Below are 20309 nucleotides of genomic sequence, written 5' to 3'. Positions count from 1 at the left end.
CGCAGGTAAGGTATGACGTGGCACAACGTTGTTTTACTTTCTGGACTGACGGGGACGAGGCCAGAACAAGGCGGCCTGCCCCCAGTCCGCTTCGTGTTCTTCTGACTGCCAGACTTCACCCTCGTAGATGGTGAAGGTCTCACCCTGTTTATTGACGCGCGGGCCACTATAACCTGTGGCGATGCCATTGCGCCTCACGCTGTCCAGCAAACGCTGCCGCTCCGCCCTGTCGGCAGGCCCGGCGCTAAGCCGTGAGGGCAGTTGCAGCATCTCCGCCAGGCTGTAGTGAAAACAATCCAGCGCACAGCGGTTGGCATAGACAAAAACCGGATCGGCCTCACGGTTATGCGCGAGAATACTGTACGGCGCATCCTCGTGGAGCCAGCGGTAACGATCGGCTATGTGCTCAGGACAGTATAATCCGTTGCCAGTCAGCATCCGGTAGCGGTCATCAATGCGTTTCAGTAAGGCGATTTGCTGTTCAGACGACATGCTTCTCTCCGTAACGAAAATCAGAATGCGAAGCGCTAATGTGGCGGGATTACACGGGGAGATCAAGGACGGGAAGATGACAGTGCCTGGTGCGTTCCGGCTTATTGGCGACCGGGATGGATATTAAGACGCGTCGGGTATAAAAAAAGACCGAACACTATTCCAGGTATTCGGTCCAGGGAAAGGGCTCTCAAGGAGCCGTGCGCTAAAAGTTGGCATTCGTTCAGGCTTTCGCCTTGCCTGTAAAGCGTAGGCCAAGACAGGAGATTTTCCAGCCAGTGCAGCGGTGCTGTGCAAAAAACCGACAGGTTTGTGATCGGCTAAACAATTTTGCTGACAACCCTGCCGTATCGCGTGTTATTTCGCGCACAGCGCCTGAGCACGATCGACGATGGGCTGCAGACTCATCATCTGATCCGGATGGGCTTTATCCGGGGCCTGAATCACGCTGATCGGCTGCGCTTTAACCTGACCGGCCTTGAACTGCGCATCCGCTTTGTCGTTGAGGGGATACTGCATCAGCGTGCTGGGGTTAATCGCAAACAGCGCGCCGTCTTTCTCGCAGGTTAACATCACCTCTTCCCGGTTAAAGGGCCACTTCTCTTTGCCAATTTCGAAGCGGCTGACGGTGATAATTTGTGCCGCCAGCGCCTGGCCAGCCAGTGTGAATAACAGCAATGCAGGGATCGCTTTTCTCAGCAACATAACGTTCCTTTCTTGAATGTCGGTCATTTCAGGTTGGCGACAGCGTAGCAAACACACTCACCAACCCCACTACGCCGCATGCCAGCACAATTTCCAGCTGAGTCATGCGAATAAACTGCTGCAGTGCGCCCAGGCCAGCGACATGAAAACGCGGAACTAATCGGTAGCGGTTCCAGAGCGCAATCATCACCATAAGGCCCACCAGCGCGACTTTACAGAGCAACAGTACAACATAACGGTTAAGCGACCAGTCACCCGGCCAGCCTGCAATCAGCAGGCTGTTTACCAGTCCGGTGACCAGCGTCAGGGCCACAGCCAGATGCCCGTAGCGGGAAAAACGCATCATCGTGCGGATTGCGGTGGTTCGGAAGGCAATGTTCCGAGCCATCTGCATCAACACCAGTAACGGCACCAGGCCACCCGTCCAAAAAGATGCGGCGATCAGATGTACAACGTGATTACCTTGTTGCGCGATGCCAGCTAACCCCTCCCGCATCGCGGCATGGCCGATGAGCGCCAGACAACCACACTGTAGCAGACTGGTCAGCCACCCGATCCACTGCCGCTGCGGGTCACGCATCAGGATAGCGGCTACGCTGCACAACGAAAAGAGGAGTTGCCATTGCCACACCGCGCCCCAGTGTGTAGACAGCACCGCCATCCATACGTCCGGCACGGCCAGGTTGTGCCAGTCGCCACTCATCAATGCCGTCTGCGCGGCCAGCATACACAGCGCAGTCAGGAGTGCCAGGATTGCACTGCCTGTCATCAGGCGTGACAGGCGCGATATCAGCGCCGCCCGTAACGAAACGGGCGCCAGCAGCGTCGTACAGAAATGGCTGCCGACCAGTACTATAATCGCCGTAAAATGCAGTGCCCGCAGCACCACCCACAGTGTCGTCACAGGATTACTTCACGGTAAACGTATAATTTCCGTTTGTTTTATGCCCGTCCACGGACAGCACATGCCAGTTTACCTGATACGTGCCCTGAGTCAGCGGCTGAGCGAAGTTAACCCGTAACTGGTTATGCCGGGCTTTATCGCGGCTGATCTTGCCCGCAATCGTTTTATGCTGAGCATCCACCACCTTAACGCCGCTGAACGCGGGCTCAACATCTTCCGTAAAATTCAGGGTTATCTGCTGCGGCGCGGGCGATATTTCGGCTTTTGCGGCGGGGACAGAGGACGTAAGATGCGCGTGCGCCAGCGCCAACGGACTAAAAGCCAGTGTCGAGGTCGCAAACGCGATCATTGCGCCATGCGAAAGTAATGTTTTCTTCATAACATCATCCTGTTAACGCCTGGTAAGGCCATAAACGTGGCGCAAGAATACGCCGCTGCAATTTAACTGTCGAGGCCAGCAATGCTATCCTTTACCTTGCGTATGGCGGAGGAAAACATTACTTTTGCGCACGCATATCAGGAGAATATCATGAGTCATAACCTTGCCTTGCTGTCGCAGGAAGAGAAAGACAAAGTCAACGTTGATCTGGCGGCGGCAGGCGTTGCATTTAAAGAACGCTATAACATGCCTGTGGTGGCTGAAATGGTGGCCAGTGAACAACCCGAAGCCCTGCGCGACTGGTTTCGTCAGCGCTTAATGCACTATCGCCAGGCCTCTCTGAATCTGTCCCGCCTGCCCTACGAGCCTAAACAGAAATAATGTTACGTGTCATTGATACAGAAACCTGCGGGCTGCAAGGCGGCGTTGTCGAAGTGGCATCCGTGGATGTGATTGACGGCCAGATCGTCAATCCTATGAGCGATTTGGTTTCACCCGACCGCCCTATCAGCCGCCAGGCGATGGCCGTTCATCGCATCACTGAAGCGATGGTGATGGGTAAGCCGCCGATTGAAGATGCCATTACGCGTTACCACGGCAGTGCATATTATGTCGCGCACAATGCCAGCTTTGACCGCCGGATGTTGCCTGAGATGGCCGGCGACTGGATCTGCACCATGACGCTGGCACGCCAGCTGTGGCCAGGTATCAAATACGGGAATCAGGCGCTGCGGCACAGTCTGAAGCTGGAAGTGACGCCGCCCGCAGATTTACATGCTCACCGCGCACTTTACGACTGCTATGTTACGGCGGCCCTGTTGATCCGCATTATGGACCTGTCTGGCTGGAGCGCCGCTGAAATGAGCCAGCGCTCTCAGCCTGCCGCTCAGCGCGATGACGTACTGCCGTTTGGTAAGTATCGCGGCCAGGCGCTGGCCGCCATTGCCCGCAAAGATCCGGGTTATCTGAAATGGATGCTGGAGAACGTTAAAGATTTGCGCCCGCCATTGCGACAGGCGCTGCGTAAATATCTCAGTCAGCTTCCCTGAGGTCAGGCGGGGGCAGACTCCCCTGGGCCAGTGCAATGATAAAGGTCAGCTCCAGCGCGACGCCTTCGTAGGCTTTATAACGCCCTGACTTGCCCCCGTGCCCCGAGTCCATATCGGTACAGAGCAGGAGCAGTGTGTCATCCGTTTTATGTTCACGCAGTTTTGCGACCCATTTCGCCGGTTCCCAGTACTGCACCTGTGAATCGTGCAGGCCTGTGGTAACCAGCAGATGGGGACAGGGCCGGGCGTCAATATTGTCGTACGGGCTGTACTGACGAATAGCGTGGTAATACTTCGCCTCATTTGGGTTGCCCCATTCGTCATACTCCCCCGTGGTCAGCGGAATTGATTCATCAAGCATGGTGGTTAACACATCGACAAACGGCACCTGCGCAACGACACCGTGATACAGCGTCGGTGCAAGATTGATGACCGCCCCCATCAGCAGTCCGCCCGCACTGCCGCCCATGGCATAAAGCCGGTCCGGGTGCCCGAACCCCCTTGCCACCAGTTCATGGGTTACGTCAATAAAATCGGTAAAACTGTTCATCTTGTTAAGCAGGCGACCGCCGTCATACCATTGTTGCCCCAGCTCACCGCCGCCACGCACATGCACAAGTGCATAGACAAAACCGCGATCCAGCAAACTCAGCCGGCTGACGCTAAAGTCCGCATCCATGCTGCTGCCATAGGCACCATAACCGTAAACCAGCATCGGGTTCTGTCCCTTCTGATAGTACTTGCGGTTATAGACCAGCGAGACCGGCACTTCGGTGCCGTCAGTCACGGTAATCCAGTGATGTTCGCTTTTGTACTCATCCGGATTGAAGTCTTTGACGCTGCTCTGCTTTAAAATACGGCGTTCACCCGTGTCCATATCCAGTTCGAACAGCGTGGCAGGCGTGGTCATGGAGGAGTAGCCATAGCGCAGTTTACTGGTGCGTGGCGTGGGGTTGTAAGCCAGCCAGGTTACGTACGTAGGATCGTCAAATGCGATACCGCTGGTTTCGCCCGTGTGCCAGTTCATTTGCCGCAGGCTGGTAAGGCCGCGCTGGCGTTCCTCGACAACCAGCCAGTCACGGAAGAGCTGAAAGTCTTCCATCACCACATGGTCACGCGCGGGGATCACGGTTTCCCAACGCGATTCGTCGAGGTAACGCGTGCGGTACAGGCCAAAGTTTTTGCCTTCACGGTTTGAGCGTATAAAAAACGTAAAGTCATAGTGGTCGAGGCTGTAGTCGTGATCGCGTCGCCGTGGCAGAAAGACCTGTGGGAGGGCGTCCGGCAAATCGGCGTCCAGCAGCTGAATTTCACTGGTATTGGTACTGTCCAGTACGATCAGGATGAACTGTTTTGAGGTGGTTTTATGAATGCTGAGGTGAAAGGTATCATCCTTTTCTTCATAAACCAGCTGGTCATCGCTTTGTGGCGTGCCCAGTTCATGCCGCCAGAGCTGGTAAGACAGCAACGTTTGCGGATGCTTGCGCACATAGTAGAGCGTGCGTGAATCATTCGCCCAGGCAAAGCTGGAAGAGGCATCATTCAGCACCTCAGGATACCAGCTCCCGTTTTCCAGATTGCGAAAGCGAATGCCGTACTGGCGGCGGGAAAGGAAATCTTCTGCCAGGGCCATGACCTGATTGTCCGGGCTGATATGCAGCGCGCCCATGGTATAAAAATCACTGTGTGAAGCCCGCTGATTGGCATCCAGCAGCAACGTCCATTCATCAGTTTCCTGATAACTGGCAGGCTGCCGGTAATAGGCGGCATATTCATTACCACTTTCATAACGGCTTTGGTAGCGGTAGCCATTTTTTACGTAGGGAACGGAATGGTCCTGAGGCGGCAGTCGGTCAATGATCTCGTGGAGAATACGGTTTTGTAATGGCTCCTGTGACGCCATGATTTTCTGACCATAGTTGTTCTCAGCACGCAGGTAGTCCAGCACATCGCTGTTTTCGCGTTTGTCATCGCGCAACCAGTAGTAGTTATCGACCCGCGTCTCGCCATGCAGCGACATCTCGTAAGGTATTTTTTTCGCGTCAGGTGCTTTCATATCATCCATCCTGCTGAACATCATCAACATTAAGGGTGGCACTAATGTCTTCAGATGCCAAGTCAGGGATAGTGAGTATGAGCGTGTTCAGGGCCCTGTTACGGGCCCGGACATGAGTTAACTGGCCTTCTGCTGATCAATATCCTGCTGGATACCTTTTCGGACATCCTGCGGAATTTTTAGCGCGTCGCCCAGTGCCGACAGGTAGCTGCGCTCCATAAAATGATCAACATCAATGGCGGCACAGCTGAGAAAATAGAGTTCCAGTGCTTCTTCTTCATTTTTAACATCCGCCGCCAGCCATTCGGGGTCCAGCGGCCGCTGCATGGCCTGCTGGATCAGTTTCTCCGCATCCTGACCATAGCCTGCCTGATGAATGTTCTGCTCAATCGCCGCACGTTCACGGTCATCAATATGCCCGTCGCTTTTGGCGGCAAACACTAAGGCCGTGACCAGTCGTTCTGCGCGCTGATCAACCGGCGTCTGTAACTCACCAAAACCCGGTTCGTCCTGATGGGTTTCACGCACCCGCTGTTTGTATTTGTTCCACAACACCGCGCCCGCTGCTGCCCCGCCGCCGATGATTAAGGCTTTGCCGCCATATTTAGTTAACAGCTTGCGTGATGATTTACTGGCCACCAGCAATCCCGCCAGGCCACCCAGCGCACCGGGGGCCAGCATCTCACTCAGCCCGCCGCCGGATTTGCCGTCACCGCTCTTTTTTGCCAGTACTGATTGAATCTGTTGCAGCCAGTTATTCATTATTTACTCCCCTTACCATCCAGAAACATCATCATTACCAAAAAGATGTCAGGAAACGTCAGAGCAGGAAAAGTAGCGCAAACGAGATGAAATGTGCGCAAGAGGTGAGAAAGCAAACGTTTTCGTTTATACTGCGCGCGAATTTTGACTGGTTGACTGCTTAGGTGAAATGATGACGACTCTCGGAACTGCGCTACGCCCTGCTGCCACGCGCGTCATGCTGTTAGGCTCAGGAGAACTGGGCAAAGAAGTCGCGCTGGAATGTCAGCGTCTGGGTGTGGAAGTGATTGCGGTTGACCGCTACGCCAATGCGCCTGCGATGCATGTAGCGCACCGTATCCATGTGATAAATATGCTGGACGGCGACGCACTGGCCGCCGTTATTGCCCAGGAGAAACCAGACTTCGTGGTGCCTGAGATTGAAGCCATCGCAACAGAGAAACTGCTGGAGCTGGAGCAGCAAGGTCAGCGCGTCGTGCCCACTGCCCGCGCTGCCCGCCTCACCATGAACCGCGAAGGCATTCGTCGTCTGGCCGCAGAGGAGCTGGCACTGCCCACTTCAACCTACCGCTTTGCCGACAGCAAAGAAAATTTTGTCGCTGCCGCCGCCGGGATTGGTTTTCCCTGCATCGTCAAACCCGTTATGAGTTCATCCGGCAAAGGCCAGAGTTTTATTCGCGATGCCAGCCAGCTGGATAAGGCCTGGGATTATGCGCAACAAGGCGGTCGCGCCGGGGCGGGACGCGTTATCGTTGAAGGCGTGGTGAAGTTTGATTTTGAAATCACCCTGCTGACCATCAGGGCCGTTGACGGCATTCATTTCTGCGCCCCTATCGGTCATCGCCAGGAAGACGGCGATTACCGTGAGTCATGGCAGCCGCAGCAGATGAGCGACCTGGCGCTACAGCGTGCCCAGCATATCGCGGAAACCGTGGTCAACGCACTGGGTGGCTATGGATTATTTGGTGTGGAGCTGTTTGTATGCGGCGACGAAGTGGTATTCAGTGAAGTCTCTCCGCGTCCGCACGACACCGGCATGGTGACGCTGATCTCGCAGGATCTGTCAGAATTCGCCCTGCATGTCCGCGCGTTCCTGGGGCTGCCTGTAGGGGCCATTCGCCAGTACGGCCCTTCTGCTTCAGCCGTTATTCTGCCACAGTTAACCAGCCAGAATGTCCGCTTTGCGAATGTAGAAGCAGCACTGGGGGCGGGTTTGCAGTTGCGCCTGTTTGGCAAGCCCGAAATTGAAGGTCATCGTCGTTTAGGTGTTGCTCTGGCCTGCGCCGAGACAACGGAAGAGGCTGTTGCGCGCGCGGTAGCCAGTGCGGCTGCCGTCAGCGTTCAGGGTTAAGTGAGTGCGGTGAGCCTGCGGGCTCACCGTCTGCCCGTTAGCGGGCCCCCGCGACGGCCTCGCTGGCCAGCTGCGTAATACGCTGCCAGTCCCCTGCTTCCAGCGCCTCGTTCGGCACCAGCCAGGAGCCGCCGATACAAAGTACGCTTTTCAGCGCCAGATAATCACGGTAATTCGCTGGTGAGATACCGCCCGTCGGACAGAAACGCACCTGAGGGAAAGGCCCACCGATGGCCTGTAGCGCTTTTACCCCGCCGTTGGCTTCGGCCGGGAAAAATTTAAACTCTCGCAGACCGTAATCCATGCCGGTCATTAATTCTGACACCGTGCTGATGCCGGGAATAAGCGGAACTGGCCCTTCAACGGCGGCCTTGAGTAAGGACTCGGTGATACCGGGACTGATTACAAACTGTGCGCCCGCTTCCGTCACTTCCTGGAGCTGCTGTGTGTTCAGCACCGTTCCCGCACCGACAATAGCCTCTGGCACCTGTTTGATAATGGCGCGTAAGGCATCCATCGCCACGGGCGTGCGTAAGGTCACTTCCAGCACCCTGACGCCGCCGGCGACCAGCGCCTGAGCCATGGGAACCGCATGTTCCAGCTTGTTAACCACGATTACCGGCACGACCGGTCCGGTTTTCAGAATCTGTTCTGCACTCGTTTTCCAGTTTTTCATCACTTCCCCTGGTAAATAACATTGTGATCACTGCGCCGAAGCCTTTACAGCGCCAGTCCGGTTAACAGCACGACTACCATACAGGATTCTCCGTTTCACCGTCCATCAACGAATAAAATTTTTAAAACAGTAGTTCATTTTTGAGAGGTGGTGCAAAAAAAAGCCCGCATTATGCGGGCTGGGAAGGGATTATTCGAATTCATTCCAGGAACGACCGTCTCGCGTGATCATCGCGACGGACGCCACCGGTCCCCAGGTGCCGGCCTGATAAGGTTTGGAGGAATCACCATCTGCGGCCCAGGCGTTGATGATGGAGTCAACGTAAGTCCAGGCGGCTTCCACCTCGTCACGGCGCACGAACAGTGCCTGAATGCCGCGCATCGATTCCAGCAGTAAACGCTCGTACGCATCCGCCAGATGAGACTGGTTAAAGGTTTCTGAGTAGCTCAGATCCAGCTTGGTCGTCTGCAGTTTGTGTTTGTGATCCAGACCCGGCACCTTGTTCAGGATCTCAATGTCCACCCCTTCATCCGGCTGCAGACGGATGGTCAGTTTGTTCTGCGGTAACTCGGAGTAAGAGTCTTTAAACAGGTTCATCTCCGGGTTTTTGAAGTACACCACGACTTCAGAACACTTGGTCGGCAAACGCTTACCGGTGCGCAGATAGAAGGGCACGCCCGCCCAGCGCCAGTTGTCGATATCGACGCGAATGGCCACAAAGGTTTCCGTAGAGCTGGTTTTGTTGGCGCCCTCTTCTTCCAGGTAGCCGGGGACTTTTTTGCCCTGCACAAAGCCGGCGGTGTACTGACCCCGCACCGTTTTCTCACGGACATTCGTCTGATCGATAGGACGCAGCGAACGCAGCACTTTCACTTTCTCATCACGAATGCTGTCGGCACTGAGATCGGAAGGCGGAGACATTGCAATCATGGTCAGCACCTGTAACAGGTGGTTCTGGATCATATCGCGCATCTGCCCGGCTTTATCGAAGTAACCCCAACGGCCTTCAATGCCCACCTCTTCAGCCACGGTAATCTGCACGTGATCGATCGTGCGGTTATCCCAGTTGTTCACGAAGATGGAGTTTGCGAAACGCAGCGCAAGCAGGTTCAGAACCGTTTCTTTCCCCAGATAGTGGTCAATACGGAACACCTGACTCTCATCGAAATACTCGCCTACGCTGTCGTTGATTTCTTTTGACGTTTCCAGCGACGTGCCGAGCGGTTTTTCCATCACCACGCGCGCCGGTTTCGCATTGAGCTTGGCCATGCCGAGGCCCTGACAAATGGCCCCGAAGGTGCTGGGCGGCATGGCGAAATAGTTAATCGTGGTGCGGTTTTTCTGATCCAGCATCTTACCCAGTCTTGGGAAATGCGAGGTATCGTTAACATCAAGGTTACAGAAATCGAGACGGTTACTGAGCTTATCCCAGAGCGCTTCGTCAATCTTTTCCTTCATGAAGGTTTCTAACGCCTCACGCACCACTTTGGTGTATTCAGCTTTATCCCACTCTGCACGGCCAACGCCGATAATCCGGGTTTCTTCATGAATCTGACCCGCTTTCTCTAACTGATACAGCGAGGGCAACAGTTTACGACGGGCGAGATCGCCTTTGGCGCCGAAAATTACCAGATCGCATGCCTGGGCTATTTGTGTTACCGCCATTTTCCTCTCCTCGTTGCAGGATAGTCCCGGTGGCGATGCATCCTGAGCACCGGGTCCATGTTGTTATTTACTTTCAGCACAATGTACTTTTTTCCCCAGGCCAGGTAAACCAGCCCGCGGCGTCACCCTACTTACTCTGCGCGTAATTCGCGTCTGTGGTAGGTTGACCCGTGCGCTTTCGCTTATTTTTCTGTGTCAAAAATTGTCTGGCTGCAGCCAGTGCGACGCTGATTATGGCAAAAAAAGGGCCAGCCGACTTATCAGACCTTGCCCCGCGGCTGATTCTACAGGGTCACCCCGGCAGCATTGCCTTTCATCTCAGCATTTATCCATTCTAACAGATATTTACTCCCTATCTGGTCGGGATAATGCGCCGGTGCAACACTTGCCGCTTTACGCTTTTCGCTGTTTACACCGGCTTCGTGGGCCAAACAACAGACGATGCCTTCCCCACCGGCAAACGAACGACCGCAACAGCCTGGTCTGTTACGCGCGGCCCGGCTGTAACTACGATACAGATGAACGGGCTGTTCAGCCTGCCGCGTTGTGACACGCAGAATGGCTGCGTCACTTGCGTCTGGTCAATTAAGCTGGCGCTAGCGTCGAAGGGGGGATGACTTCCTCGGTGAGTCTCAGTATTGTATCTGACAAAAGCGCCTTTACTGGACGTCTTCCGGGCGCAGTGCCACAGTTCTGACACACTCGAATGTATAATAATACCTCTGTGTGGTAATCAGTATCTGACGGGCTAATACCTTAAAAAGTAACGATTCAGCTCAGTTCCAAAATTCAAAGGAATCTCTATGTCCCGACGTTTAAGAAGAACCAAGATCGTAACCACTCTCGGCCCAGCCACTGACCGCGACAACAATCTCGAAAAAATCATTGCTGCTGGTGCCAACGTTGTGCGTCTTAACTTTTCACACGGTACGCCCGAAGATCACCAGATGCGTGCCGATAAAGTGCGTCAGATTGCGGCAAAACTCGGTCGACATGTGGCCATTCTGGGCGATTTGCAAGGCCCTAAAATTCGTGTATCCACCTTTAAAGAAGGTAAAGTCTTCCTGAACGTGGGCGACCGGTTCCTGCTTGATGCGGCGCTGGGCAAAGGCGAAGGCGATAAAGAACGCGTCGGCATTGACTATAAAGGTCTGCCCGAGGATGTGGTACCCGGCGATATCCTGCTGCTGGATGATGGTCGCGTACAGCTGAAGGTGCTGGAGGTTCAGGGCGTCAAAGTGTTTACCGAAGTAACAGTAGGTGGCCCACTTTCTAACAATAAAGGCATCAACAAACTGGGCGGAGGCCTGTCGGCTGAAGCCCTGACGGAGAAAGACAAAGCCGATATTATCACGGCCGCCAAAATCAACGTGGACTATCTGGCGGTATCCTTTCCGCGTTGTGGTGAAGACATGCACTATGCCCGCCGTCTGGCGCGCGATGCGGGCTGTGACGCGTTAATGGTCGCGAAAGTAGAACGTGCCGAAGCGGTCGCCTCGCAGGAAGCCATGGATGACATCATTCTGGCCTCTGACGTGGTGATGGTTGCCCGTGGCGACCTGGGCGTGGAAATTGGCGATCCGGAACTGGTCGGGATTCAGAAAGCCCTTATACGCCGTGCGCGCCAGTTGAACCGTACCATCATCACCGCGACACAGATGATGGAATCAATGATCACCAATCCTATGCCGACGCGCGCTGAAGTCATGGACGTCGCCAACGCCGTGCTGGACGGCACCGATGCGGTAATGCTGTCAGCCGAAACCGCTGCCGGTCAGTATCCGGCGGAGACCGTTGCCGCCATGGCAAAAGTCTGTCTGGGTGCCGAGAAAATCCCAAGCGTAAATGTCTCTAAACACCGTCTGGATGTGCAGTTCGATAATATCGAAGAAGCGATCGCCATGTCAGCCATGTACACGGCGAACCACCTGCAGGGCGTGACCGCCATTATTACCATGACGGAATCCGGTCGTACGCCATTGATGACCTCACGTATCACATCAGGTTTGCCGATCTTTGCCATGTCGCGCCACGAACGTACGCTGAATATCACCGCGCTGTATCGCGGCGTGACGCCCGTGTTTTTCGACAGCGATAACGAAGGCGTGGCCACCGCCCATGACGCCGTTAATCTGCTGCGTGACAAAGGCTTCCTCGTCTCCGGTGATTTAGTAGTCGTCACGCAAGGGGATGTGATGGGGGCAACCGGCACGACTAACACCGGCCGGGTGCTGCGCGTCGATTAATACCGCTTTTCATACACATCTGTATTACCATTTAAACGCGGCTGCCTTGCAGTCGCGTTTTTTGTTTTTTCATAAGGAGGCCAGATGGCCCGTTATCAACCCATCCGCCAGTTGACCGGACGCGTGATGCTGTTTCCGCTGGCGATGGTGCTTTATGAGTTCGCCACCTATATTGCTCACGATATGATCCAACCCGGCATGTTGCTGGTCACCGCCGAATTCGACGTAGGCGATCAGTGGGTTTCCACCTCTCTGACGGCCTATTTGCTGGGTGGCGTGGTTTTACAATGGCTGCTTGGCCCGTTGTCCGATAAATATGGCCGCAGGCCCGTGCTGCTGTCCGGCATTCTGTTTTTTGCTGCCGCCTGTATTCTGACCACCTGGGTCAGTGACATTGAGCAGTTCGTCAGTCTGCGTTTCCTGCAGGGAATTAGCCTGTGTTTTATTGGTGCGGTCGGCTATGCAGCCATTCAGGAAGCGTTCGAGGAAGCACTGGCCGTGCGCATTATGGCACTGATGGCGAATGTCGCCCTGCTGGCACCGCTCGCCGGGCCTCTGGCGGGCGCCGCCTGGCTCACGGTCGGAAGCTGGCGCAGTATGTTCTGGCTGTTTGCCGCCTGCAGCGCCGTGGCGTTTATCGTACTCTGGCGGGTCATGCCTGAAACCGCCGGCGATCGTCACCAGTCCATTGCGCTGCCGGTGCTGGCGCGCAATTATGGCCGACTGATAAAAGATCGTCAGGTGATGTTTGGGTCCTTTGCCATCGGACTGGTTTTCATTCCTATTCTGACCTGGGTGGCCCTGTCCCCGGTCATTCTGATGCGTGATGAAGGACTTTCACGAATGGAGTACGCCCTGCTCCAGCTGCCGGTATTTATGGCAATGATTGCCGGTAACCTGACCCTGAGTAAACTGGTTGGCCGGATGCCGATTGAGCAACCCGTGAAATTTGCCGCCTGGCCCATATTACTCGGGTTAAGCCTTGCTTTATTTGCCACGCTGATAAACACACACAGCTATTTGTTGATTACCGCAGGATTAAGCCTGTACGCGTTCGGCGGCGGGATGGTGAATGCCGGACTTTACCGGCTGACGCTCTATGCCAGCGATGAAGGTAAAGGCAGCGTCGCGGCCATGCTGGGCATGATCAGCATTTTGACGCTGGCTGCCGGCATTGAGCTGGCGAAGCACTTCTATTTTAGCGGTGGGGTGATCTGGTTTAGCCTGATCAACTTTATCAGTGGTGTCCTGTGGTTTGGCCTGGTGCTGATGTTTCTGCGGGAACGCAGGCGTCACGCCAAAGTAACGCCCGTCTAAATTATAAAGGCCGCCATGCGGCCTTTCTTTATTTACGAGGATAAAGCTCGTCTCGCGAGTAGGGTTCGACATCACCCGCTTTTCGGGTTTTAAGCAGTTTCAGTATCCAGGTATATTGTTCCGGATGCGGACGCACAAACACTTCTACCTCTTCATTCATCCGCCGCGCCAGTTGACGGTCATCCGCTTCGAGTAAGTCATCCATCGGCGGACGAACGTAAATTTCCAGCTTATGCCTTTCTCCGTTATACACCGGAAACAGCGGCACGACGCGGGCGCGACAGACTTTCATCAACCGGCCAACGGCGGGTAAGGTAGCTTTGTAAGTGGCAAAGAAGTCGACAAACTCACTGTGTTCCGGCCCGTGATCCTGGTCAGGCAGATAATAGCCCCAGTAGCCCTGACGGACCGAACTGATAAACGGCTTAATGCCATCGTTGCGCGCATGCATACGACCACCAAAACGACGGCGGACACGGTTCCAGACATAGTCCACCAGCGGATCGCTCTGGTTATGGAACATCGCGGCCATCATCTGTCCCTCTGAGGCCAGCAGCATGGCCGGAATGTCCACAGCCCAGCCATGCGGCACCAGAAAAATCACGTTCTGCTTGTCGGCCTGCAGTTGATCAATGATTTCCCGACCGTGCCACTCAACCCGCTGTCGGATCTGTGTCGGATCGCGCATACCCAGCTCGGCCATCATGGCCATGGCTTGCGGTGCGGTGGCAAACATCTGATCGACGATCGCGTCACGCTGAGATTCGCTTAATTCAGGCAGGCAGTAATAGAGATTGATGAGCGCACGGCGACGCGCGCCCTTCGCCAGCTTACCAGCAAACTTGCCGAGCCCTCCCAGAAGCGGATCGCGCACGCGAGGCGGCATCAATGCAATACCCGCCAGCGCGCCAATGGCCAGCCAGCTGCCCCAGTATTTTGGCTTTAAAAAAGAACGTTCAAAAACGGGAATAAATTCAATGTTATTTTTTTTACGGGTTTCCATGCACTCGCCTCAATCAATGACGGGCTAATGATAGTGGCGACGAGTAAATTTGCAATCATCCTGCGCCAGAGATAAAAAAGTCGACGGCCATGCCGTCGACGTTATCAAAGTATTTACTTCATCCCCAACTGCGGTAACCAGCCTTTGACCTGAGCAAGATACTGCGAACGATCTTTGCCCGTCAGACCTTCCATGCGCGGCAGCTTGGCCGTCAGGGGATTAACAGCCTGATTATTTATCCAGATCTCAAAATGCAGATGCGGTCCGGTTGAACGGCCGGTATTGCCGGAGAGCGCAATACGATCGCCACGCTTTACCTTTTGCCCCGGTTTCACCAGCACTTTTTTAAGGTGCATGTAACGCGTCATATACTGACGGCCGTGACGGATAGCCACATAGTTACCGGCGGCACCGCCGTTTTTGGCCACCACGACTTCGCCATCGCCCACAGCCAGCACAGGCGTACCAACCGGCAGCGCGAAATCGACACCTTTGTGTGGTGCAATTCGGCCCGTCACCGGATTAAGACGGCGCGGATTAAAGTTCGACGAGACACGGTACTGTTTCACGGTGGGGAAACGCATAAAGCCCCGCGCCAGGCCCGCACCGCTGCGGTCGTAATATTTGCCGTCTTCGGCCCGGAACGCGTAATAATCTTTACCGCCGCTGCGCAAACGCACACCCAGTAGCTGGCTTTGCGCGCTCTTGCCTTCCAGCATTTCGCGCGACATCAGCACGCTAAATTTATCGCCCGCGCGTAACTTACGAAAATCCATCTGCCACTGCATGGCTTTGATCACGCTACTGGCCTCTGCACCGCTTAAACCGGCACGCATAGCGCTGGCGGCAAAGCTGCCGCGGACTTCGCCCTGAATCACACTGTTGCGCCATTCACCCTTTTGCATCTGCGACTGCATGCTAAAGCCACCTTTATCGGTGCGCGTATAGGTGCGGGTTTCACGACGCGAGATTTCCCAGGTAAAGGTATCCAGTGCGCCGGCATCATTGAGCGTCCAGCTGAGCTGCTGACCGACCTGCAGATTACGCAGATCTTTATCGCTGGCCACCAGCGCATTAATGTCGCTCATGTCGATGCCATACTGGTTCAGTGCGCTGCTGAGCGTGTCGCCTGAGGAGACGGTGTAATCGTGCGTGCCTGCCGTATCGGCGACATCCTGATCGACGTCGTCTGAAGGCAGTTCTTCATCGGGTTCGGGCGTGGTTTGATCGATAGGTTCACTGGCTTCAGGAAGCAGTGTGCGAAACTCGTTTTTGTCTAACTCAATGGCTTTGACGATGGGCGTAACATCATCATTTGGATGGTAAACATAAGGCCGCCAGACTGCGACGGCCAGAGTAACAACGGTTAACGATCCCAGCATAACGCGGTGGGGGCGCGGCAAATTATTAAATGCGAGGGCGACAGAGCGGGCTATCTGCTGCACGTTAAACTATTCCTCTATGCTCCTTTCAGGCAGGTCTCATACTGGCTCGACAGCTGTGAGAGGAATTTCACATAGCTGTCTTTTCCTAAGCTGATGTCTGTGCCCAGTGGATCGAGCGTGCCTTTACGCACCTGCGTTCCACGGGCAACAGCATCGATGACCGCCGGCCTGAATTGTGGCTCAGCAAAGACGCAAACGGCCTTTTTCTCAACCAACTGTGTTCGAATTTGATGTAAGCGCTGTGCACCCGGTTGAATTTCTGGGTTAACGGTAAAATGCCCGGTGGGCGAGAGACCGTAGTGTTTTTCAAAGTACGTGTAAGCGTCGTGAAAAACGAAATACCCTTTATCTTTAACGGGGGCAAGCTGTGAGATAATGCGCTTATCTGTGTCCGCTAATTCTGCCTCAAAATGCTGCAGGTTGGCGTCAAGTTTGGCTTTATCCTGCGGCATAAGTTCCAATAATTTTTCATGGATTGCAACCGCGGTTTTTTGCGCGATTTCAGGTGACATCCACAAGTGCATATTAAACTCACCGTGATGGTGATGATGCTCTGCATCCTGATCGTGCTCTGCTGCCTCATGGTCATCGTGATCATCGTCTTCACCGCCCCGCAGCAGCAACGTTTTTACGCCGGGAATTTGTACTATCTCAAGATTCTTTTTTTCTGGCAGGGCGGCGGCTGATTTGGTCATAAACGCTTCCATTTCTGGTCCCACCCAGACCACTAAGTCCGCGTTTTGTAAGCGTTTTACATCAGACGGACGCAGGGCATAATCATGTTCGGATGCGCCATCAGGCAGCAAGACCTCCACCGGTGTTACCCCGTCCGCAATCGCAGAGGCAATGAAGCCAACAGGCTTAATGGAGGCCACCACATTGGCATGAGCGGGCAAAGCAACGGCGGTAGCAAAAGCAAGCGCAGCCAGGGTAAAACCCACCCCTTTTATATTATGTAACATAATGCGTCATTCCTTCGTCATCAACAGATTGGATGTGATATTATAACATTCGAAATTCTGCGCAACCTGTAAATCTTATGCCATCACTTGTCACACTTGAAAATGTCTCCATACAATTTGCTCAACGCACCGTCCTGTCTGGCGTGAGCCTGGCGCTTCATCCTGGTAAAATTTTGACGCTGCTGGGTCCCAATGGCGCGGGTAAATCGACGCTGGTGCGCGTAGTACTCGGCCTGCTCGCGCCCTCATCCGGTCAGGTGCATCGCAGTGCGAACCTGCGTATTGGTTATGTGCCCCAGAAACTGCACATCGATCCGGCGTTACCGGTCACCGTCGAGCGTTTTATGCGTTTTTCACGTGGCGCACGTCATCAGGACATTCTGCCTGCGCTCAAACGCGTTCAGGCCGGTCACCTGCTGACCTCTCCCCTGCAGAAACTGTCCGGTGGCGAAATGCAGCGCGTCCTGCTTGCGCGTGCGCTGCTTAATCAGCCACAGTTGCTGGTGCTGGATGAGCCGACACAGGGCGTGGACGTCAATGGTCAGGTCGCGCTCTATGATTTGATTAACCAGCTTCGTCATGAGCTGAACTGTGCGGTATTGATGGTCTCTCATGATTTGCATCTGGTCATGGCCAAGACAGACGAAGTGCTGTGCCTCAATCATCATATCTGCTGTTCCGGCACGCCCGAGGCTGTCTCTCAGCATCCGGAATTTATTGCCATGTTTGGGCCACGCGGCGCGCAGGAACTGGCTATCTATCGTCATCACCATAATCATCGTCACGACTTAAAGGGACGTATCGTACTTCGCAAGGGACCGGGTCCACTATGATTGAATTATTGCTACCGGGCTGGCTGGGCGGCGTCATGCTGGCGCTGGCTGCCGGTCCTCTGGGTTCGTTTGTCGTCTGGCGCAAGATGTCTTACTTTGGCGACACGCTGGCCCATGCCTCACTGCTGGGCGTTGCGTTTGGTTTAATGCTGGATGTAAATCCATATTATGCCGTGATTCTGGTGACGGTTTGTCTGGCGCTGGGGCTGGTCTGGCTGGAACGCCGCCCGCATCTGGCCATAGATACCTTGCTGGGCATCATGGCGCACAGTGCGCTTTCACTGGGACTGGTGGTCGTCAGCCTGATGTCGAATGTGCGGGTCGATTTGATGGCCTACCTGTTCGGCGATTTGCTGGCGGTCACCCCTGCCGATCTCGGGGCAATGGCTGCGGGCGTAGGTTGTGTTTTAGCGGTCATGGCCTGGCAGTGGCGCGCGTTGCTGTCGATGACCATCAGCCCCGAACTGGCGCAGGTCGATGGGGTGAATATTCAACGCACCCGGTTAATCCTGATGCTGGTGACCGCGCTGACTATTGGCGTGGCGATGAAATTTGTCGGGGCGCTGATCATCACCTCGCTGCTGATTATCCCGGCTGCGACGGCGCGACGCTTTGCACGTTCACCGGAAATGATGGCCGCAATTGCGGTGCTGATCGGGGTATTGGCAGTGACCGGCGGGTTAACCTTCTCGGCGTTTTATGACACGCCTGCGGGGCCGTCTGTGGTGCTGTGCGCAGCCATACTGTTTATCGTCAGTATGGTGCGCAAACCGGCGCTGTGATTACGCCTCTTTGGTGATACCGAAATGACGGTAAGCATGCTGCGTGGCCATCCGGCCGCGCGGTGTGCGTTGAATAAAGCCCTGCTGAATCAGGAAGGGCTCGATGACATCTTCGATCGTTTCCCGCTCTTCACCAATCGCCGCCGCAAGGTTATCCAGACCCACCGGCCCGCCGGTGAATTTATCAATAATCGCCAGCAGCAGTTTACGATCCATATAGTCGAAACCTTCGCTGTCAACGTTAAGCATGTCCAGCGCGGTCACTGAGACTTCGCCGCTTAAGTTACCGTTTGCCCGCACTTCTGCAAAATCACGCACCCGGCGTAACAGTCGGTTAGCAATACGCGGCGTGCCGCGAGAGCGACGGGCGATTTCAAGGGCCCCCTCCTCGCTCAGCGCCAGGCCCAGACAGGCGGCACTGCGCCCGACGATATGCTGCAAATCTTTTACCTGATAGAATTCCAGCCGCTGCACGATACCAAAACGATCGCGCAGGGGCGACGTCAGTGAGCCCGCGCGCGTAGTGGCACCAATCAGCGTAAACGGCGGCAGATCAAGCTTAATCGATCGCGCTGCCGGACCTTCGCCAATCATGATATCCAGCTGATAGTCTTCCATCGCCGGATACAGCACTTCTTCAACGACCGGTGACAGGCGGTGAATCTCATCAATAAACAGCACATCATGCGGCTCAAGGTTGGTCAGCATCGCCGCCAAATCGCCCGCTTTCTCCAGCACCGGACCGGAGGTGGTGCGCAGATTGACGCCCATCTCATTAGCCACAATGTTCGCTAGGGTGGTTTTTCCCAGCCCGGGTGGGCCAAAAATCAGCAAATGGTCCAGCGCATCGCCACGCAGTTGGGCCGCTTTGATAAAAATTTCCATTTGCTCCCGCACCTGCGGCTGGCCGACATACTCGGTCAGCATCTTAGGCCGGATGGCGCGGTCGAGGCTCTCTTCTTCGCTAACGCTGGCGGCGGAGATCAGGCGATCGGCTTCAATCATGAATTACCTCAAATAGCGGCGCGGAGCGCTTCGCGAATTAATGTTTCACAATCCGCGTCAGGGCGACCCACTTTGCTGATCATGCGGCTCGCTTCCTGCGGTTTATAACCCAGGGACACCAGCGCTGCAACCGCTTCCGCTTCGGCGTCGTTGGTTTCGGGTTCCGGGCCCGGCGTGGTCAGCGTAAAGGCCGAGTCACCGCCAAACAGATCGCCATGCATCCCTTTAAAGCGATCCTTCATCTCGACAACCAGACGCTCGGCGGTTTTCTTGCCCACACCCGGCAGTTTGACCAGCGCGGCAATCTCTTCTTTTTCCACCGCCGTGACAAACTGCTGAGCGGACATGCCCGACAGAATAGCGAGCGCCAGTTTCGGCCCAACGCCGTTGACTTTTATCAGTTCACGAAACAGGGCACGTTCCTGTTTGCTGTTAAAGCCGAACAGCAGTTGCGCGTCTTCACGAACCACAAATTGCGTAAAGATTATCGCTTCGTGATTAAGCTCAGGCAGTTCATAAAAACAGGTCATTGGCATATGGACTTCATAACCAACGCCATGCGCCTCCAGCAGGACCAGCGGTGGCTGCTTTTCCAGAATGGTTCCCCGTAAACGACCTATCACCTGATGCCTTCCTTATTCAACGTATGTGGCGGAATTTATACCATAAAAAAGGCT

20 protein-coding genes are annotated in these 20309 nt (G+C 54.9%); 7 read left to right on the top strand and 13 right to left on the bottom strand.

Annotation, left to right across the window (positions count from 1 at the left end; all coding sequences use genetic code 11):
• Positions 1-33: 33 nt before the first annotated feature.
• From C1N59_RS08950 to copC, 4 genes are all read right to left on the bottom strand, one after another.
• Positions 34-492 carry an MEKHLA domain-containing protein gene (locus C1N59_RS08950; protein ID WP_054687688.1) on the bottom strand — a complete coding sequence of 153 codons (459 nt, stop codon included), beginning with the start codon at positions 490-492 and terminating at the stop codon, positions 34-36.
• Positions 493-849: 357 nt separating this feature from the next.
• Positions 850-1197 carry a YebY family protein gene (locus C1N59_RS08945; RefSeq protein WP_394550612.1) on the bottom strand — a complete coding sequence of 116 codons (348 nt, stop codon included), beginning with the start codon at positions 1195-1197 and terminating at the stop codon, positions 850-852.
• A gap of 28 nt (positions 1198-1225) precedes the next feature.
• Complete coding sequence (gene copD / locus C1N59_RS08940) at positions 1226-2101, bottom strand: copper homeostasis membrane protein CopD (RefSeq protein WP_394550610.1); 876 nt, start codon at positions 2099-2101, stop codon at positions 1226-1228.
• A gap of 4 nt (positions 2102-2105) precedes the next feature.
• On the bottom strand, positions 2106-2480 hold the full coding sequence (gene copC / locus C1N59_RS08935; RefSeq protein WP_394550608.1) for a copper homeostasis periplasmic binding protein CopC: 375 nt from the start codon (positions 2478-2480) through the stop codon (positions 2106-2108).
• A gap of 150 nt (positions 2481-2630) precedes the next feature.
• Here copC and C1N59_RS08930 point away from each other — a divergent pair, with 150 nt between their 5' ends.
• Both C1N59_RS08930 and exoX read left to right on the top strand, forming a co-directional pair.
• On the top strand, positions 2631-2861 hold the full coding sequence (locus C1N59_RS08930; protein WP_006120290.1) for a DNA polymerase III subunit theta: 231 nt from the start codon (positions 2631-2633) through the stop codon (positions 2859-2861).
• The gene (gene exoX, locus C1N59_RS08925; RefSeq protein WP_394550606.1) at positions 2861-3529 is read left to right on the top strand and encodes an exodeoxyribonuclease X; all 669 of its coding nucleotides are present in this window, start codon (positions 2861-2863) and stop codon (positions 3527-3529) included. The genes C1N59_RS08930 and exoX overlap by 1 nt, the downstream gene beginning before the upstream one ends.
• Here exoX and C1N59_RS08920 read toward each other — a convergent pair.
• On the bottom strand, positions 3513-5585 hold the full coding sequence (locus tag C1N59_RS08920; protein WP_394550604.1) for a prolyl oligopeptidase family serine peptidase: 2073 nt from the start codon (positions 5583-5585) through the stop codon (positions 3513-3515). The genes exoX and C1N59_RS08920 overlap by 17 nt on opposite strands.
• 117 nt (positions 5586-5702) lie before the next feature.
• Positions 5703-6347, bottom strand: coding sequence for a tellurite resistance TerB family protein (locus C1N59_RS08915; RefSeq protein ID WP_205951952.1), 645 nt, complete (start codon positions 6345-6347; stop codon positions 5703-5705).
• Between the two features lie 172 nt (positions 6348-6519).
• On the opposite strand from C1N59_RS08915, the gene purT reads away from it, so the two are divergent.
• On the top strand, positions 6520-7698 hold the full coding sequence (purT, locus tag C1N59_RS08910) for a formate-dependent phosphoribosylglycinamide formyltransferase (protein ID WP_394550810.1): 1179 nt from the start codon (positions 6520-6522) through the stop codon (positions 7696-7698).
• A 37-nt stretch (positions 7699-7735) separates the two neighbouring features.
• On the opposite strand, the gene C1N59_RS08905 is transcribed toward purT, so the two are convergent.
• Both C1N59_RS08905 and zwf read right to left on the bottom strand, forming a co-directional pair.
• A complete protein-coding gene (locus C1N59_RS08905; protein ID WP_033741962.1) occupies positions 7736-8374 on the bottom strand; it encodes a bifunctional 4-hydroxy-2-oxoglutarate aldolase/2-dehydro-3-deoxy-phosphogluconate aldolase in 639 nt (212 codons plus the stop codon).
• 189 nt (positions 8375-8563) lie between these two features.
• Positions 8564-10039, bottom strand: a complete 1476-nt coding sequence (zwf, locus tag C1N59_RS08900) for a glucose-6-phosphate dehydrogenase (RefSeq protein ID WP_006120280.1) — start codon at positions 10037-10039, stop codon at positions 8564-8566.
• Positions 10040-10842: 803 nt separating this feature from the next.
• On the opposite strand from zwf, the gene pyk reads away from it, so the two are divergent.
• Both pyk and C1N59_RS08890 read left to right on the top strand, forming a co-directional pair.
• Positions 10843-12285, top strand: coding sequence for a pyruvate kinase (gene pyk, locus C1N59_RS08895; protein WP_033741964.1), 1443 nt, complete (start codon positions 10843-10845; stop codon positions 12283-12285).
• Between the two features lie 84 nt (positions 12286-12369).
• Positions 12370-13602: an MFS transporter gene (locus C1N59_RS08890; RefSeq protein ID WP_054633646.1), complete on the top strand. Its 1233-nt coding sequence runs from the start codon at positions 12370-12372 to the stop codon at positions 13600-13602.
• Positions 13603-13630: 28 nt separating this feature from the next.
• Here the strand turns inward: C1N59_RS08890 and lpxM are convergent, their stop codons facing one another.
• The 3 genes from lpxM to znuA all read right to left on the bottom strand — a co-directional run bounded on the left by lpxM (position 13631) and on the right by znuA (position 17012).
• Positions 13631-14605, bottom strand: coding sequence for a lauroyl-Kdo(2)-lipid IV(A) myristoyltransferase (gene lpxM / locus C1N59_RS08885; RefSeq protein WP_054633645.1), 975 nt, complete (start codon positions 14603-14605; stop codon positions 13631-13633).
• Positions 14606-14718: 113 nt separating this feature from the next.
• On the bottom strand, positions 14719-16050 hold the full coding sequence (gene mepM / locus C1N59_RS08880; protein WP_394550601.1) for a murein DD-endopeptidase MepM: 1332 nt from the start codon (positions 16048-16050) through the stop codon (positions 14719-14721).
• A gap of 14 nt (positions 16051-16064) precedes the next feature.
• Complete coding sequence (gene znuA, locus C1N59_RS08875; protein WP_394550599.1) at positions 16065-17012, bottom strand: zinc ABC transporter substrate-binding protein ZnuA; 948 nt, start codon at positions 17010-17012, stop codon at positions 16065-16067.
• Positions 17013-17089: 77 nt separating this feature from the next.
• On the opposite strand from znuA, the gene znuC reads away from it, so the two are divergent.
• Both znuC and znuB read left to right on the top strand, forming a co-directional pair.
• On the top strand, positions 17090-17845 hold the full coding sequence (gene znuC / locus C1N59_RS08870; protein ID WP_394550597.1) for a zinc ABC transporter ATP-binding protein ZnuC: 756 nt from the start codon (positions 17090-17092) through the stop codon (positions 17843-17845).
• Entirely contained in the window at positions 17842-18627 is a 786-nt protein-coding gene (gene znuB, locus C1N59_RS08865; protein ID WP_394550595.1) for a zinc ABC transporter permease subunit ZnuB, read from the top strand. The genes znuC and znuB overlap by 4 nt, the downstream gene beginning before the upstream one ends.
• Here the strand turns inward: znuB and ruvB are convergent, their stop codons facing one another.
• A complete protein-coding gene (gene ruvB / locus C1N59_RS08860; RefSeq protein WP_006120271.1) occupies positions 18628-19632 on the bottom strand; it encodes a Holliday junction branch migration DNA helicase RuvB in 1005 nt (334 codons plus the stop codon).
• Positions 19633-19640: 8 nt separating this feature from the next.
• Entirely contained in the window at positions 19641-20255 is a 615-nt protein-coding gene (gene ruvA, locus C1N59_RS08855; RefSeq protein WP_006120270.1) for a Holliday junction branch migration protein RuvA, read from the bottom strand.
• Between the last annotated feature and the right edge of the window lie 54 nt (positions 20256-20309).

This window comes from Pantoea sp. SGAir0183 (genome assembly GCF_043545505.1).
The sequence above is the reverse complement of the archived record's forward strand: the minus strand, read 5'-3'. Positions and strand labels throughout refer to the sequence as shown.

What these genes read in the sequence shown, in the direction of transcription:
- pyk (WP_033741964.1), top strand. Translation starts at nt 10,843, where the DNA reads ATGTCCCGACGTTTAAGAAGAACCAAGATCGTAACCACTCTCGGCCCA.
- purT (WP_394550810.1), top strand. Translation starts at nt 6,520, where the DNA reads ATGACGACTCTCGGAACTGCGCTACGCCCTGCTGCCACGCGCGTCATG.
- znuA (WP_394550599.1), bottom strand. Translation starts at nt 17,012, where the DNA reads ATGTTACATAATATAAAAGGGGTGGGTTTTACCCTGGCTGCGCTTGCT.
- exoX (WP_394550606.1), top strand. Translation starts at nt 2,861, where the DNA reads ATGTTACGTGTCATTGATACAGAAACCTGCGGGCTGCAAGGCGGCGTT.
- C1N59_RS08890 (WP_054633646.1), top strand. Translation starts at nt 12,370, where the DNA reads ATGGCCCGTTATCAACCCATCCGCCAGTTGACCGGACGCGTGATGCTG.
- zwf (WP_006120280.1), bottom strand. Translation starts at nt 10,039, where the DNA reads ATGGCGGTAACACAAATAGCCCAGGCATGCGATCTGGTAATTTTCGGC.
- znuC (WP_394550597.1), top strand. Translation starts at nt 17,090, where the DNA reads ATGCCATCACTTGTCACACTTGAAAATGTCTCCATACAATTTGCTCAA.
- copC (WP_394550608.1), bottom strand. Translation starts at nt 2,480, where the DNA reads ATGAAGAAAACATTACTTTCGCATGGCGCAATGATCGCGTTTGCGACC.
- znuB (WP_394550595.1), top strand. Translation starts at nt 17,842, where the DNA reads ATGATTGAATTATTGCTACCGGGCTGGCTGGGCGGCGTCATGCTGGCG.
- C1N59_RS08930 (WP_006120290.1), top strand. Translation starts at nt 2,631, where the DNA reads ATGAGTCATAACCTTGCCTTGCTGTCGCAGGAAGAGAAAGACAAAGTC.
- C1N59_RS08915 (WP_205951952.1), bottom strand. Translation starts at nt 6,347, where the DNA reads ATGAATAACTGGCTGCAACAGATTCAATCAGTACTGGCAAAAAAGAGC.
- C1N59_RS08950 (WP_054687688.1), bottom strand. Translation starts at nt 492, where the DNA reads ATGTCGTCTGAACAGCAAATCGCCTTACTGAAACGCATTGATGACCGC.
- C1N59_RS08905 (WP_033741962.1), bottom strand. Translation starts at nt 8,374, where the DNA reads ATGAAAAACTGGAAAACGAGTGCAGAACAGATTCTGAAAACCGGACCG.
- ruvB (WP_006120271.1), bottom strand. Translation starts at nt 19,632, where the DNA reads ATGATTGAAGCCGATCGCCTGATCTCCGCCGCCAGCGTTAGCGAAGAA.
- C1N59_RS08945 (WP_394550612.1), bottom strand. Translation starts at nt 1,197, where the DNA reads ATGTTGCTGAGAAAAGCGATCCCTGCATTGCTGTTATTCACACTGGCT.
- lpxM (WP_054633645.1), bottom strand. Translation starts at nt 14,605, where the DNA reads ATGGAAACCCGTAAAAAAAATAACATTGAATTTATTCCCGTTTTTGAA.
- C1N59_RS08920 (WP_394550604.1), bottom strand. Translation starts at nt 5,585, where the DNA reads ATGAAAGCACCTGACGCGAAAAAAATACCTTACGAGATGTCGCTGCAT.